Origin of the sequence: Williamsia sp. DF01-3, from assembly GCF_023051145.1 — a bacterium.
Classification (GTDB): domain Bacteria; phylum Actinomycetota; class Actinomycetes; order Mycobacteriales; family Mycobacteriaceae; genus Williamsia.
Genome location: NZ_JALKFS010000005.1, coordinates 3,027,514 through 3,042,165, shown reverse-complemented (window position 1 = coordinate 3,042,165; position 14,652 = coordinate 3,027,514). Strand labels below are relative to the sequence as shown.

11 protein-coding genes and 2 pseudogenes are annotated in these 14,652 nt (G+C 65.1%); 3 read left to right on the top strand and 10 right to left on the bottom strand.

All coding sequences use genetic code 11. The features are described 5' to 3' along the window. Positions 1 to 2 precede the first annotated feature (2 nt). The 10 genes and pseudogenes from MVA47_RS16465 to MVA47_RS16420 form a co-directional block, all read right to left on the bottom strand. On the bottom strand, positions 3 to 2,555 hold the full coding sequence (locus MVA47_RS16465; RefSeq protein WP_247208703.1) for a polynucleotide kinase-phosphatase: 2,553 nt from the start codon (positions 2,553 to 2,555) through the stop codon (positions 3 to 5). Continuing rightward, positions 2,552 to 3,913, bottom strand: a complete 1,362-nt coding sequence (locus MVA47_RS16460; RefSeq protein WP_247208702.1) for a 3' terminal RNA ribose 2'-O-methyltransferase Hen1 — start codon at positions 3,911 to 3,913, stop codon at positions 2,552 to 2,554. The genes MVA47_RS16465 and MVA47_RS16460 overlap by 4 nt, the downstream gene beginning before the upstream one ends. A 59-nt stretch (positions 3,914 to 3,972) precedes the next feature. Then, positions 3,973 to 4,371 (bottom strand): DUF1992 domain-containing protein, encoded by a 399-nt coding sequence (locus tag MVA47_RS16455; protein ID WP_247208701.1) that lies wholly within the window; start codon positions 4,369 to 4,371, stop codon positions 3,973 to 3,975. A 12-nt stretch (positions 4,372 to 4,383) separates the two neighbouring features. Further along, on the bottom strand, positions 4,384 to 4,755 hold the full coding sequence (locus MVA47_RS16450; RefSeq protein ID WP_247208700.1) for a metal-sulfur cluster assembly factor: 372 nt from the start codon (positions 4,753 to 4,755) through the stop codon (positions 4,384 to 4,386). Beyond that, positions 4,752 to 5,240 (bottom strand): Fe-S cluster assembly sulfur transfer protein SufU, encoded by a 489-nt coding sequence (gene sufU / locus MVA47_RS16445; RefSeq protein ID WP_099382360.1) that lies wholly within the window; start codon positions 5,238 to 5,240, stop codon positions 4,752 to 4,754. The genes MVA47_RS16450 and sufU overlap by 4 nt, the downstream gene beginning before the upstream one ends. Further along, positions 5,240 to 6,541, bottom strand: a complete 1,302-nt coding sequence (locus MVA47_RS16440; RefSeq protein WP_374474224.1) for a SufS family cysteine desulfurase — start codon at positions 6,539 to 6,541, stop codon at positions 5,240 to 5,242. The genes sufU and MVA47_RS16440 overlap by 1 nt, the downstream gene beginning before the upstream one ends. Positions 6,542 to 6,566: 25 nt before the next feature. After that, positions 6,567 to 7,337: a Fe-S cluster assembly ATPase SufC gene (gene sufC, locus MVA47_RS16435; RefSeq protein WP_247208699.1), complete on the bottom strand. Its 771-nt coding sequence runs from the start codon at positions 7,335 to 7,337 to the stop codon at positions 6,567 to 6,569. A gap of 51 nt (positions 7,338 to 7,388) precedes the next feature. Further along, positions 7,389 to 8,579: a Fe-S cluster assembly protein SufD gene (gene sufD / locus MVA47_RS16430; protein ID WP_247208698.1), complete on the bottom strand. Its 1,191-nt coding sequence runs from the start codon at positions 8,577 to 8,579 to the stop codon at positions 7,389 to 7,391. Beyond that, entirely contained in the window at positions 8,576 to 10,033 is a 1,458-nt protein-coding gene (sufB, locus tag MVA47_RS16425) for a Fe-S cluster assembly protein SufB (protein WP_247208697.1), read from the bottom strand. Before sufB ends, sufD begins: the two co-directional genes overlap by 4 nt. Then, a pseudogene (locus MVA47_RS16420) lies at positions 10,030 to 10,772 on the bottom strand (helix-turn-helix transcriptional regulator). The gene sufB and the pseudogene MVA47_RS16420 overlap by 4 nt, the downstream one beginning before the upstream one ends. Before the next feature lie 287 nt (positions 10,773 to 11,059). Here MVA47_RS16420 and mptB point away from each other — a divergent pair. From mptB to MVA47_RS16405, 3 genes and pseudogenes are all read left to right on the top strand, one after another. Further along, positions 11,060 to 12,840: pseudogene (gene mptB, locus MVA47_RS16415) on the top strand (polyprenol phosphomannose-dependent alpha 1,6 mannosyltransferase MptB). Positions 12,841 to 12,904: 64 nt separating this feature from the next. Then, entirely contained in the window at positions 12,905 to 13,876 is a 972-nt protein-coding gene (locus MVA47_RS16410; protein ID WP_247208696.1) for an ABC transporter ATP-binding protein, read from the top strand. Continuing rightward, positions 13,873 to 14,652: an ABC transporter permease gene (locus tag MVA47_RS16405; RefSeq protein ID WP_247208695.1), complete on the top strand. Its 780-nt coding sequence runs from the start codon at positions 13,873 to 13,875 to the stop codon at positions 14,650 to 14,652. The genes MVA47_RS16410 and MVA47_RS16405 overlap by 4 nt, the downstream gene beginning before the upstream one ends.

The window sequence follows — 14,652 nt, the reverse complement described above, 5'->3', positions numbered from 1 at the left end:
CGTCAGAGTCGGGGATCCACCGGCTCACTCTCCAGCGCCAGGATCGCGAAAACACACTCGTGGATGCGCCAGAGTGGCTCAGAGCGTGCCTGGCGGGCGAGGGCCTCACGCCCCAGTTGATACTCGCGCATCGCCATGGACCGCTTGTGCCGCAGATCGCGTGACCGGAGGTTCGGCAGATCATCCAGGTAGCTGGGACCGTAGACCATCCGCAGGTACTCGCGACCGCGGACCTTCACGCCCGGATCGATCAGCTTGCCGCCGACACGGGTGACGTTCCCGGCCGGTTTGACGACCATCCCTTCGGACCCGGCCGCGGTCAGATCCTCCCACCACCGAGCTCCTTCCAGACACGAGGTCTCCGAGCCGGTGTCGACCACGATGTGCCGCGTCGGCCGGAAGAGAACAGGGTTGGCCGCAGCGAGCCGCGCGGCCACCTCGAGGTGCCAACCGTGCGACGACCCGCCGTATTCGCTTGCCGCACTTGCCAGTACTTCGAACGGGGCGAGCGACACGGTGTCCGGCCGCGCGTCGACATCGACGTAGCGAAGATACGCATTGGTGTACGCCTCGACATCCGCACGCCGTTTCGTGTTCGCGTCGATCATGGTCTGGACATCCAGACCTCGGTCTGCGGCCCTCGCCAGTTCTGCGCCGAGTGCACGCAGCTCGGGGCCCGCCGCTGCCGCGACGGAGGCGAACTGGTCGCGGATCAGGCCTTCCCCCTTGACGTTCCATGGCAGCAACTCGGCATCGAGGATCAGCCAGTCGGAGTCGAGCTGATCGAACAACTCAGCGCACGCTCGCCGGATTCGGACGACCAGTTGCTCGGTGACCGATGGATCGAAGAAGCTGCGGCCTGTCCGGGTGTAGACGGCGCCACTGCCCTGTGTGACGCCGAACGCCTGCGCTGCTGCGGACTCGTCCTTCGCGACCACGATGATCGCCCGGGAACCCATGTGCTTTTCCTCGCAGACAACCTGTGAGACACCGCGTTGTGCGTACGACTCGAACGCTGCACGGGGGTCCTCCAGCAGATCGGCACGCCCGGGAGAAACCGGGGCCATCGTCGGCGGCAGGTACCGGATCCAGCGTGGATCAACCGCGTACCGCGACATCACCTCCAATGCGGTGGCGGCGTTGTCCTCTCGGACGGTGATCGGTGGCCCGAATCCGGTGTCGATGATCCGCTTACCCACCACGTCCGACAGGTTCAGTGTGGTTCGCACGCGGACGTCCGCGCGTGTGGTCCCGAAACCCATCGGTCGGCCGGGGTCGAAGTAGGTCTGCTCGGCGGGCACGGCCGTCAAGACCATCTCCGGGTAGTGCAGCGCCGTCAATCGACCCCCGAACACGCACCCGGTGTCCAGACACATCGTGTTGTTGATCCATGCCGCGTCCGGGACCGGGGTGTGGCCGTACACAACCCGAGCCGAGCCTCGATAGTCCGCTGCCCAATCGACCCGTACCGGGAAGCCCCAACGATCGGTCTCCCCGGTCGTCTCGCCGTACATCGCCTTGTCGCGGACGCGGCCCGATGCCCGCCCGTGGTACTTCTCTGCCAGTCCCGCGTGGGCGACGACGAGCCGGCCGTCGTCGAACACGTAGTGCGACACAAGGGAATCGAGGAAGTCGACAACCTCTCGGACGAACTCGGGAGGCTGCGCGTCGAGTTGCGTCATGGACTCCGCAAGACCGTGGGTCAGCGCAATCGGCTGCGCATCTCGGGCGCGGCCGCTGCGCTGACGAAGGACGCGGAGCAACTTGTCCTCGTGATTTCCGCGCACGCAGAACGCAATGCCGTCGCGAACCATCGACATGACCAGTCGCAGGACAGCCGGCGTGTCCGGGCCCCGGTCCACCAGATCCCCGACGAAGATCGCTGTTCGTCCGGGCTCGGGAGGTACGGCGCCGACAACGATGCCGTCCGTGTCGGTCTGCAGACGCCACCCGACCTTGCCGAGCAGTGTGGTCAACTCGGTGAAGCAGCCGTGGACGTCACCGATGATGTCGAACGGGCCGTGCCGATCGTTGAGGTTGCTGAACAAGGGGGTACGCACGATGGTCGCGGCATCGATGTCCGCAACACCATCGAGCTGATGGACGTGTCGAAACCCTTCTTTGCGCAAGCCCTTCCGATTGCGCTGCAGGTGCGCGTACTGGCGTTCGACAACGCCGACCGTGATGTCTGTTCGATCGTGGGCACGCCCCCGCAGCTCGTCCGGAGGGACGTCCAGGACGATGGCGACAGGTAAGACGTCATGGGCCCTTGCAAGCGCGACAAGCCGCTTACGGTCCTCGACGCGGACGCTGGTCGCATCGATCACGGTCAGGCGCCCGGCCGCCAATCGTTTGCCCGCAACCAACTCGAGCACCTCGAACGCGTCGCCGGTCGCCTCCTGTGACGTGGGGTCATCGGCGACCAGGCCTCGGAACCGATCGGACGACAACACCTCTGTCTCACGAAAGTTGTTGGCTGCGAACGTCGACTTGCCTGCGCCGGTGACTCCGATGAGCACCACGAGCGACAGTTCGGGGATCTCGAGTGCCGTCATCGCTGGGCCTCCGGTGTCTCTGCGTCGATCCGGCGGAAGACTGCCAGCTGACTCGATGAGCCCACATCCATGTCCATCTCTCCGATCGCGCTCACCGTCACCGAATACCGGTATTCGTCAGCTACGCGTTCACACCAGTGCTTGAACTCGGCGCAGGTGAACTCGAACCGGTGATCAGGATGGCGGAACTCGTTGCTGCCCAGCCCATAGAGAGGGTTGTAGTCGCGGTTGGGAGTCGTGACGATCACCGACGACGGAGCCATGGTCTCGAACACGGACGACTCGAGTGTGTCGAGGCGATCGGGCTCGACGTGCTCGATCACCTCCATCAGCACGACGGCATCAAATCCTCGGCACCGGTTGTCCGAGTACATCAGCGACGACTGCCACAGTTCTACCGCTGCGAACCTGGACAACGAGTCACTGGCCCGGCCAAGAGCGGCAACCGACACATCCACTCCTGCCAGTCGGCCGATGCCCGGCTCGGTGACGAGCTCCCGCAAGAGGCTGCCTTCACCGCATCCCGCGTCGAGGACCGACCGCGCGCCGACCCTACGAAGCGCGTCGACCACTGCGGTACGGCGCAGCTCCTGCATCGATGTGCGGCGTTTCGGCAGTGGTTCGTGCGACGCGCTGTCGGGTATCAGCCGTGCCAGCGCGTCGTTGGTGAGCGAATGCAGTCCCTTCAGGTACCGCCTTGTGATCTGTTCGCGCGCAGGATGATTCGCCAGCCAACGGGAGCCCAGCCGCAACAGCTTGTCGACCTCGTCCTCGCCGATGAAGTAGTGCTTGTCCGCCGCGAGCGCGGGGATCAGCACGTACATGTGCGACAGTGCGTCGCGCAGCGTGAACTCGCCACTCATCTGCAACTGCACAAACCGGGACGGGCCCCATTCATTCGGCCGCAACATGCTGGCAGTGGAAAGCACCGACCAGCCCAGTGGTTCGAAGAAGCCGTGGGTGAGATCGGCGCCGCCGGTGGTGGGCACCGAGCTCACCGTCACCTGCAGCTGCCACACCGTGTCGACCAGGTCAGGGCGGTGTGCACAGCGGCCACCGAGCGCATCCGACATCACCTTGGCCATCGCGACCATCAGTCGAGACGATCCCGCGTACGGCAGCGTGTTCACGTAGCGGTCAGCAGCCCCCAGCGTGGACCGTGACGGGTCTTCACCCCCGACGTGCAGAACCGCGCGGCATCGCGAGGTGTCGGCGACCGGGTAGAAGACAGTTGCGGTTCCACTGGAGGTGGCGAATTGCTGGACCCGGTCGGGGTGCTTGTGCAGCAGGAACCCGAGATCGGTCGCAGGAATGCGGTGATCAGACGATGATCCGGTCGTTTCGATGGTCAGCAACACTCTGAGAACAGTATCGGTGACCAAACCGATTTACGACGATCGGAACTCGGCGATCGACGTCATCTGCGTCGGCGGAGTTCGCGCCATCGCTCCACCATCGCCTCGACATCCAAGGTGCGGGCGATCACATAGGACGCCGGCCCGAGACTCGGTACGAGCCGATCTCGCCGGACCCGTCGATTGAAATCCTCGAGGACATGACGCACCGCCGACTCCTCACGCAGGGAGGCAAGCGACTCCGGAAACCCTTGGGCCTCCCGGCGCAGTTGAAGCGTCGGAGGCAACAGCGCCGAGCTGTCGAGGTTCTCTTCCTTGATCTTGCGCTTCGCCCACCATTCGGGGTCGTCGGCATCGCTGAGATCAAGCGGGCGGCCGGCACCGCGCAGGTTGTCGAACTCGCCGCGTTCTTGTGCTTCCCGGATCAGCCGATCGATCCGGGTCTCGAACGTTTCTGCCACTGCCCAGAAGGGTCAGACGGTGAAGCCGAGCGCCCGCAGCTGTTCGCGGCCGTCGTCGGTGATCTTGTCGGGACCCCACGGCGGCAGCCACACCCAGTTCAGTTCGATGTCGGTGCACAGCCCGGATGTCACCAGGACCGACCGGGTCTGATCCTCGATCACGTCGGTCAACGGGCAGGCCGCCGAGGTCAGTGTCATGTCGATCTTGGCGACCGCATCACTGGTGACGTCGAGTCCGTAGACCAGGCCGAGGTCGACCACATTGATGCCGAGTTCGGGGTCGACCACGTCGCGCATGGCCTCCTCGATGTCCTCGATCTTCGGCAGAGAGGTCTGAATTTCCTCAGGCGGCTTGGTCTCTGTCGGCGGGGCTTGATCGCTCATGCTGACTCCCTAGCGGAATTGTTGTTGTCGGCCGGTGCTTCTCTGTTGACCACCGTCTGTGCCAACGCGTCTTTGAATGCCATCCATCCCAGGAGCGCGCACTTGACGCGCGCCGGGTACTTGCTCACTCCGGCGAAGGCCACTCCGTCGCCGATGACCTCTTCGTCACCGTCGACAGTGCCCCGCGACGTCATCATCTGGTTGAACGCGTCGACGGTCGCCAGGGCTTCCTGGACGTTCTGGCCGACCAGCTGCTCGAAGAGCACCGACGTGGACGCCTGAGAGATCGAACATCCCTGGCCGTCGTACGAGACATCGGTGATCTTGTCTCCGTCGTCGGAGAGCTGTACGCGCAAGGTGACCTCGTCCCCGCACGTCGGGTTGACGTGGTGGACCTCGGCACCGAACGGGTCACGCAGACCTCGCCCCTGCGGATGTTTGTAGTGATCGAGGATCACTTCCTGATACATCTGCTCCATCCGCATCAGGCACCGACCCCGAAGAACTCCTTGGCACGGACGATCGCCTTGGCGAGCGCCTCGACCTCGTCGAGGGTGTTGTACGCGGCGAACGAAGCGCGCGCTGTCGCGGCGACCCCGAAACGCTTGTGCAGCGGCCACGCGCAATGGTGACCCACTCGGATCGCGACACCCTCGTCATCGAGGATCTGCCCGAGATCGTGTGCGTGGATGCCGTCGACCACAAAGGACACCGCACCTCCGCGCCGATCTGCGGTGGCCGGCCCGATAATGCGTACTCCGTCGATCTCCGCCAACGCCTTCAAGGCTGCTTCGGTCAGCGAAAGTTCGTGTGCCGCAACGGCCGCCATACCCAGTCCCTGCAGGTAGCGCACGGCGGCGCCCAAACCGATGACCTGAGAGGTCATCGGTACGCCCGCCTCGAACCGTTGGGGCGCCGGCGCGTAGGTCGAGACCTCCATCGTGACGGTCTCGATCATGGAGCCGCCGGTGATGAAGGGCGGTAGCTCGGCGAGCAACGCACGTTTGCCGAACAGCACACCGACCCCCGAGGGACCGAACATCTTGTGGCCGGAGAAGGCGGCGAAGTCCACGTCGAGCTCGGTGAAGTCCACCACCATGTGAGGAACCGACTGGCAGGCATCAAGAACCACGAGGGCACCGACAGCGCGAGCGCGACGAACCAGTTCCGGGACATCGGCGATGGCACCGGTGACGTTCGACTGATGGGTGAACGAGAGGACCTTGACCGAGTCGTCGAGCACCAGCGAGTCGAGGTCGATCCGGCCGTCGTCGGTGACGCCGTACCAGCGTAGCGTCGCCCCGGTCCGGCGGCAGAGTTCTTGCCACGGAACGAGGTTCGCGTGGTGCTCGAGTTCGGTGATCACCACGGTGTCGCCGGGTCCGAGTGGTTTGCCGCCCAGGACGCCCGCGCTCCGCTCGTCACCCAAGGTGTACGTCACCAGATTCAGCGACTCGGTGGCGTTCTTGGTGAAGACCAACTCGTCGAACTGGGCACCGACGAACTCGGCGATGATCGCGCGTGCGTTCTCGTACGCGTCGGTGGCCTCTTCGGCCAGTTGATGCGCACCACGGTGAACCGCAGCGTTACGGGTCACCAAGAACTCGCGCTCGGCGTCGAGGACCTGTACCGGTCGCTGGCTGGTGGCCCCCGAGTCGAGGTAGACGAGCGGCTTGTCGTCCCGCACGGTCCGTCCCAAGATCGGGAAGTCGGCACGAACCGCGGTCACGTCCAGCGCGGTGACCTCATGCGATGTCGGGGCTACAGCCTGATCGATGCTCGTCACGTCTGGCCTCCTGGAAGTTCGAACCTCAGGCGTTCGCAGCCTGGGTGAATCGGATGTATCCGTTTTCTTCGAGCTCGTCGGCGAGCTCGGGTCCGCCGGATTCGACGATCCGGCCACCGACGAACACATGCACGTGGTCGGGCTGGATGTAACGCAGGATCCGGGTGTAGTGGGTGATGAGCAGCACGCCACCGTTCTCGTTCGCCTTGAAGCGGTTCACGCCCTCGGAGACCACGCGCAATGCATCGACGTCGAGGCCTGAGTCGGTCTCGTCGAGGATGGCGATCTTCGGCTTGAGCAGCCCGAGCTGCAGGATCTCGTGGCGCTTCTTCTCACCACCGGAGAAGCCTTCGTTCACGCTGCGCTCGCCGAACGACGGATCGATCTCGAGTTCGGTCATGGCCTCTTTGGTCTCTTTGACCCAGTGACGCAACTTCGGTGCCTCACCACGTACGGCGGTGGCAGCGGTCCGCAGGAAGTTCGACATCGACACACCGGGAACCTCGACCGGGTACTGCATCGCGAGGAAAAGACCGGCCCGGGCGCGCTCGTCGACGGTCATCTCGAGCACGTCCTCACCGTCGAGGGTGATCGAACCCTCGGTGACCTCGTACTTCGGGTGGCCGGCGATCGCGTACGAGAGCGTCGATTTGCCCGACCCGTTGGGGCCCATGATGGCGTGGGTCTTGCCCGACTCCACGGTCAGGTTCACACCTTTGAGGATGGAGATCGGTTCGGCGTCGGTATCGGTCTGCTTCACGTTGACGTGCAGATCGCGGATTTCCAAAATGGCCACGGTTATCGAATTCCTTGCTGGTATGGGCTGAAGTGTTGGGCTGGGTGCGGCTCAGGCGCCTGCGACCTCGAGTTCGGCTTCCACAGCCGCCTCGAGACGCTCGCGCAGTTCCGGCACACCTATCTTGGCGATGACCTCACCGAAGAACCCACGGACCACCAGTCGGCGGGCCTGGTCCTCGGGAATGCCACGAGCCTGGAGGTAGAAGAGCTGCTCGTCGTCGAATCGGCCGGTGGCACTTGCGTGTCCGGCTCCGACGATCTCGCCGGTCTCGATCTCCAGGTTGGGGACGGAGTCGGCGCGGGCGCCGTCGGTGAGGATCAGATTGCGATTGAGTTCGAAGGTGTCGGTGCCCTCGGCCTCGGCTCGGATCAGCACGTCGCCGACCCACACGGTATGGGCTTCGCGGCTGCGGTCACCCGCCACGCCCTGCAACGCGCCCTTGTAGACGACGTTCGACCGGCAGTGCGGCTGCGAGTGGTCCACCAGCAGGTGCTGTTCGAGATGCTGTCCGGCGTCGGCGAAGTACAGGCCCCACAGCTCAGCGTCGCCGCCGGGACCGTCATAGTGCACCACCGGGCTCAACCGGATGAAGTCTCCGCCGAGGCTGATCGCGAAGTGCCGGAGCACCGCGTCACGTCCGAGCCTGGAATGGTGGGCTGCGACGTGGACCATGTCGTCGGCCCAGTCGTGGATGTTCACCACGGTCAGGTGCGCGCTGTCACCGATCACGAACTCGATGTTCTCGGCGTACGTGCCGCTGCCCCGCTGGTCGATGACCACCACGGCTTTGGCGAACGCACCGAGCCGGACCTGCACATGACCGAACGCGGTCTCGCCCTCGCCCGGGCCATCGATGGTGACCGTGATCGGTGAGGCGATCGCGGTCTCCTTGTCCACGGTTACGACGGTGGCTTCGGTGAACGACGAATACGCCTGTGCAGCAATGCGATCGAAGGGAACGCCACCCTGTCCGAGACGGGCGTCGTCGCGCCCTACGGTCTCGACGCGAGCTCCCTCCACCAGACCGTCCACGGTGACCGTGGCCTGTCCGGTCGGCTGCGCCGAGCCGTCGTGCAGTCCACGAAGGCGCCGGAAAGGCGTGAAACGCCAGGCCTCGTCCTTCGACCGCGGGATCTCGAATGCGTTGACGTCGAACGAGGTGAACTGCTCACCCTTGTTGACCGCCGGGCCCTGATTCTCGCCGGAGACAGCGCCGACCACACCAGTGGGAGAACTCATCCGACCGAACCCTCCATCTGTAGCTCGATCAGGCGGTTCAGCTCGAGGGCGTACTCCATGGGCAATTCCTTGGCGATGGGCTCGACGAACCCACGGACCACCATGGCCATGGCTTCGTCCTCGGTGAGGCCGCGGCTCATCAGGTAGAACAGCTGATCGTCGCTGACCTTCGAGACGGTCGCCTCGTGACCCATCGTGACGTCGTCCTCGCGGATGTCGACGTACGGGTAGGTGTCACTGCGCGAGATCTGGTCGACCAGCAACGCGTCGCATTTCACGGTCGACCGGCTGCCGTGCGCGCCCTTGTTGATCTGGACCAGCCCACGGTAGGATGCCCGGCCACCGCCACGGGCAACCGACTTGCTGACGATGTTCGACGACGTGTTCGGCGCGAGGTGCACCATCTTGGAACCGGTGTCCTGGTGCTGGCCCGGTCCGGCGAATGCCACGGACAGAACCTCGCCCTTGGCGTGCTCGCCGGTCATCCATACGGCCGGGTATTTCATGGTGACCTTCGAGCCGATGTTCCCGTCGACCCACTCCATGGTGGCGCCCGCCTCGGCCTTGGCCCGCTTGGTGACCAGGTTGTAGACGTTGTTCGACCAGTTCTGAATGGTGGTGTACCGGCAGCGACCACCCTTCTTCACGATGATCTCGACGACGGCCGAGTGCAGCGAGTCGGTCTTGTAGATCGGCGCGGTGCAGCCCTCGACGTAGTGCACGTATGCACCTTCGTCGACGATGATCAGGGTGCGCTCGAACTGACCCATGTTCTCGGTGTTGATGCGGAAGTAGGCCTGCAGCGGGATGTCGACGTGCACGCCCGGGGGGACGTAGATGAACGAGCCACCGGACCAGACGGCGGTGTTCAACGCGGAGAACTTGTTGTCTCCGGCCGGGATGACCGTTCCGAAGTACTCCTGGAACAGTTCGGGCTGCTCACGCAGGGCCGTGTCGGTGTCGAGGAACAGCACACCCTGGGCCTCGAGATCCTCACGGATCGAGTGGTAGACGACCTCGGACTCGTATTGCGCGGCCACACCCGAGACCAGACGCTGCTTCTCGGCCTCGGGGATGCCGAGCTTGTCGTACGTGTTCTTGATGTCCTCGGGCAGGTCGTCCCAGGTCGCTGCCTGCTTCTCGCTGGAGCGGACGAAGTACTTGATGTTCTCGAAGTCGATGCCGTCGAGGTTCGAGCCCCAGTTCGGCATGGGCTTGCGCTCGAAGATCGACAACGCCTTCAGACGTGCGGCGAGCATCCATTCGGGCTCGCTCTTCTTCGCCGAGATGTCGGCGACCACGGCTTCGGAGATGCCGCGCTTGGCGCTGGCGCCCGCAACGTCGGAATCCGCCCAGCCGTACCCGTACGCGCCGAACGAATCGATCGTCTCTTCCTGCGTCAGCACTGCCGCAGCGGCTGTTGCCTGTGTGGGTGTCGGGTCTGTGACCGTCATGAGTGACTCCTTCCGGAGGCTGCCGGTGCCGACGCGGGCTGGGCGTCGACCTGATTTGCCACCTGCGGATTCGCAAGCGGCACATGAGTGGTGCATGCGCAGTCGCCGTTGGCGATGGTCGCCAGACGCTGCACGTGTATACCGAGGACTTTGGTGAAGACCGCTGTTTCGGCCTCGCAGAACTCAGGGAACTCCGCTGCCACGTGTGCGACCGGGCAGTGGTGCTGGCAGATCTGCACACCATTACCAACGCGACGAGTGGTCGCAGAAAATCCCGCTTCGGTCAAAGCTTCGGCAATTTCTTGCGCGGTGCCCTCCCGATCGGCGGCAGAATCCCCCGCCACCGGCACTTCGGCAACGATCTGCTCGGCACGCTCGAGGGCGAAGTCCTCGACCGCTGCGTCGCCGCCGATCCGCCGCAGACGCCGCATCACAGCGCCGGCGAGGTCGTCGTAGGCGTGCTTGAGGCGACCACGACCTGCGGCGGTGAGCTGGAAATGCTTGGCAGGACGACCCCGGCCCCGTTGGGCGTAACGGGGGCTGCGGTCGCGACGACGTCGCCCGAGGCGATCATGGCGTCGAGATGACGGCGTACCGCGGTGGGAGTGATCCCGAGAGCTTCTGAGATGTGACCCGCCGTCACCGGGCCCTGCTCGAGGATGAGAGTGACCACTGCTGACCGGGTCTGTCCGTCGTGCGTGACCGGGACCGGGCTGTGCACGTCGTCCGCAATGTGGATTGCCGGCGCAGCGTCGATCGATGCCACGTCCGAGGCATGCGAGATTTCGTGAGCCGTTTTCACAACACAAGTGTTACCGAATTACGAGCCGATTTCCACCAAGGGTGCCCTTGCCTGGTCGAGCCGACCGTTCGGAGCCACTTTCTCCGACCATCCAGGCGGCGATGATCAACGAACTCGCAGGCCCGGGCCGGTGCCCATGAGCGACCACTACAGTCTCTGCTGTGCCGGAAACCACAGTCACCGAACCCGAGCCGAAGGCAACAGCGCCGGCCCGATCGACCCCTGTGCGCACCGGTTTCCGACGATCCCTCGATTACCTGGGGCTTCGGAACGGGGACGGCCCGCCTGACCGCGACGCCACCGGCGACTACGGGCTCACCGTTGCGCGACTGCACGGCGACGAGGGCGAGGTGGGTCCACTCAACCGCGAGGAGTCCAAGCGACTGCTGCGGATTCGTCTGTTCGGCGCAACCGGCGCGGTGCTGGTTCTGGTCGGCTCGCTGGGGACCGGTGCATTGCCGGTGCTGCAAAACCCTCTTGCCGGTGCTCGCGTTTTGTCGCTGCCGTCGCGAATGTGGCCCACAGCGCTGACCTTCTCTCTCGCCGGCACGGTGATCCTCGTGCTCGCGTGGCTTCTGCTAGGCCGATTTGCCGTCGGCCGAGTGGGCGGCGACGTCATGAAAGGGCATGCCCCGCCGCGCCGGATGACCCGCAGGCAAGCCGACCGCACGTTGCTGGTCTGGCTGATGCCGTTCGTCGTGGCCCCGCCGATGCTCAGCAAGGACGTCTACTCCTACCTCGCGCAGAGCGAGATCGCCGCCCGCGGCCTCGATCCCTACGTCGTCAGTCCCGCCGCCGGATTGGGCATCGACCATGTCTTCACCAGATCGGTCCCCAACCTGTGGCGCGAGACGCCTGCGCCCTACGGGCCGCTGTTCCTGTGGCTCGGCGACAACATCACCCACGTCACCGGCGAGTACATTCCCGCGGCGTTGGTGGCGCATCGGGCGCTCGCCCTGTTCGGGGTCGGCCTGATCGTGTGGGCGCTTCCGCGATTGGCCAAGCGGTGTGGGGTGTCGCCGGTGGCCGCGCTGTGGCTCGGCGCGATGAATCCGCTGCTCATCCTGCATCTGGTGGGTGGCATCCACAACGAAGCCCTGATGCTCGGGATGATGCTCGCGGGTATGGAACTGTGCTTCCGGGGACTCGACTCACCCGACCGGCTCCGAAGACCCGGTTCGGTGTGGCCCAGCCGGGCGGGGCTGCTGCTGATCGCGGGCGCTGTCGTGATCGCCGCCTCCTGCATGATCAAGATCGCGTCCATCCTGGCCTTCGGATTCGTAGGCATCGCGCTGGCCCGTCGGTGGGGTGCCACCCTTCCGGCGTTACGGCATGCGCCTCCCCGCGAGTACTGGCAGCGGTCCAGACGCAGTCTCGGAGCCTTGTCGGCGTCGGCCGCGTTCCTCGGCGTCATCCTGGTCGCGGTGATGGTGGCGATCTGTGTCGGCACCGGCCTCGGATTCGGATGGACCAAAACCCTTTCCACCGGTGATGTGGTGCGCTCGTGGATGTCCATGCCCACGTTCCTGTCGGTGACGACCGGACGGATCGGGGTCTTGCTCGGGCTGGGCGACCACACCCAGGCGATGCTCGATGTCGCGCGCCCGGCCGCCCAGGCGGTTGCTGCAGTCCTCGTCGTGCGCTGGCTCCTGGCGGCACTGGCCGGCCGATTGCACCCGGTCGGCGCACTGGGATTGGCGATGGGAACCGTCGTCCTTTTCTTCCCCTTCGTCCAGCCGTGGTACCTGCTGTGGGCCATCATCCCGCTCGCCGCATGGGCGACCGGGCGGTGGTTCCGGATCATCTCGGTGTCGATCTCGGCGATCATCTCCGTCGTGGTGTTGCCCACCGGGGCGGCACCCGCGGCTTCCAGCTGGCCGAGGCCATCGTCGCCGCGGTCCTGTTGGTGGCCGTTCTCACAGCCCTGTTCTTCGAAGAGATGCCCTGGCAGCGCCGGCGGCGCGCCAAAGTCGCCCAGGCGGCACCGGCCGCGGTCGACAACTGATCGCCGACGCCGCCGGTTTCGCCTCACCCGTGTACCGAGCCGGGCAAACGGGCGCTTACTCTTGGTGGTTGTGAGCAGCCCGTCGTCCGCCCCCGGTATCGCCGGCGTCGGAGTCGATGGACCCGCGCTGTCAGTCAAGGGACTCGTCAAACGCTTCGGTGATACCACTGCCGTGGGCGGCCTCGACCTCGAACTGCAGCGCGGCGAGATCCTGGCAATTCTCGGTCCGAATGGAGCGGGTAAGACCACCACCGTCGAGATCTGCGAGGGTTTTCAGGCCCCTGACGAGGGTGAGGTGAGTCTCCTCGGCCTGGACCCACTCGCCGACAACGACCAGGTGCGAAGCCGGATCGGTGTGATGCTCCAAGGTGGCGGAGCGTATCCGGGCGCCCGGGCCGGAGAGATGCTGCGCCTGTGCGCGTCGTACTCGGCGGACCCCATCGACACGGACTGGCTTCTGAAGAACCTCGGACTGGTCGACGCCCAGCGCACCTCCTACCGGCGACTGTCGGGTGGGCAGCAACAACGACTTGCCCTGGCCTGCGCGTTGGTGGGTCGTCCCGAAGTGGTGTTCCTCGACGAACCGACTGCCGGCATGGACGCCCACGCCCGGATCATGGTGTGGGAGCTGATCGATCGTCTGCGGGCCGACGGGGTCTCGGTGCTGATCACCACCCACCTGATGGATGAAGCCGAGGAGCTAGCCGACCAGGTGCTCATCATCGACCACGGTGTCGAGGTGGCCAAAGGCACGCCCGCCGAACTGACCAGCCGCGGCGCCGAGAACGAGCTGCGATTTCAAGCACCACGGGGACTGGACCTCACTCTGCTCAGAACTGTTCTGCCCGAAGAGTATTCGTGCACCGAGGTGACTCCCGGCGGTTACCTGGTGACCGGCCAGGTGACGCCGCAGGTGCTGGTCACCGTGACGTCGTGGTGCGCCAAGATCAATGTCCTCGCCACCGACCTGCGGGTCGAGACCAGGAGTCTGGAAGACGTGTTTCTCGAGCTGACCGGCCGGGGCATGCGCGGATGAGCACGCCGAATCGTTTCGCAGCCGGCACATTCAGCCCACGTCCGCGACCCGCCCCCATTCGTCAGATGATCGTGGCGCAGTCCCGGATCGAGCTGATGTTGCTGCTGCGCAACGGCGAGCAGCAACTCCTCACGATGTTCATCCCGATCACATTGCTGATCGGGTTATGTCTGCTGCCGATCGGTGACTTCGACGAATCTCGTACGGACACCTTCGTTCCCGCCATCATGACCGTGGCCGTGATGTCCACCGCATTCACCGGTCAGGCGATCGCGGTCGGATTCGACCGTCGGTACGGCGCACTGAAACGTCTGGGCGCCACGCCCCTCCCGCGATGGGGTGTCATAGTAGGCAAATCCGTCGCGGTGGCCATCGTGGTCAGCGGGCAGGCCGTCGTACTGGGTCTGATCGGTGCAGCACTGGGCTGGAGACCGTCGATCGGCGGGCTGTTGCTCGGCATCATCGCGATCGCGATCGGAACGCTGGCGTTCTCGGCGATGGGACTGCTGCTCGGAGGCACGCTCAAAGCCGAGGTGGTGCTGGCTCTGGCCAATCTGCTGTGGTTCGCGTTCATCGGCATCGGATCCATCGTGGTGATCGGGGACCGCGTTCCCGACGTCGTCGAATGGTTTGCGCGATGCACTCCGTCCGGAGCCCTCAGCGAGGCGCTACACCAGGCCACCGCGGGCTCTGTCGACGTGTTCGGACTCGCCGTCCTGGCGATCTGGGGCGCCGCGGCAGGCATCGCCGCCGTCCGGTATTTCCGCTTCACCTGA

What these genes read in the sequence shown, in the direction of transcription:
- MVA47_RS16465 (WP_247208703.1), bottom strand. Translation starts at nt 2,555, where the DNA reads ATGACGGCACTCGAGATCCCCGAACTGTCGCTCGTGGTGCTCATCGGA.
- MVA47_RS16450 (WP_247208700.1), bottom strand. Translation starts at nt 4,755, where the DNA reads ATGAGCGATCAAGCCCCGCCGACAGAGACCAAGCCGCCTGAGGAAATT.
- sufU (WP_099382360.1), bottom strand. Translation starts at nt 5,240, where the DNA reads ATGCGGATGGAGCAGATGTATCAGGAAGTGATCCTCGATCACTACAAA.
- sufD (WP_247208698.1), bottom strand. Translation starts at nt 8,579, where the DNA reads ATGAGTTCTCCCACTGGTGTGGTCGGCGCTGTCTCCGGCGAGAATCAG.
- sufB (WP_247208697.1), bottom strand. Translation starts at nt 10,033, where the DNA reads ATGACGGTCACAGACCCGACACCCACACAGGCAACAGCCGCTGCGGCA.
- MVA47_RS16405 (WP_247208695.1), top strand. Translation starts at nt 13,873, where the DNA reads ATGAGCACGCCGAATCGTTTCGCAGCCGGCACATTCAGCCCACGTCCG.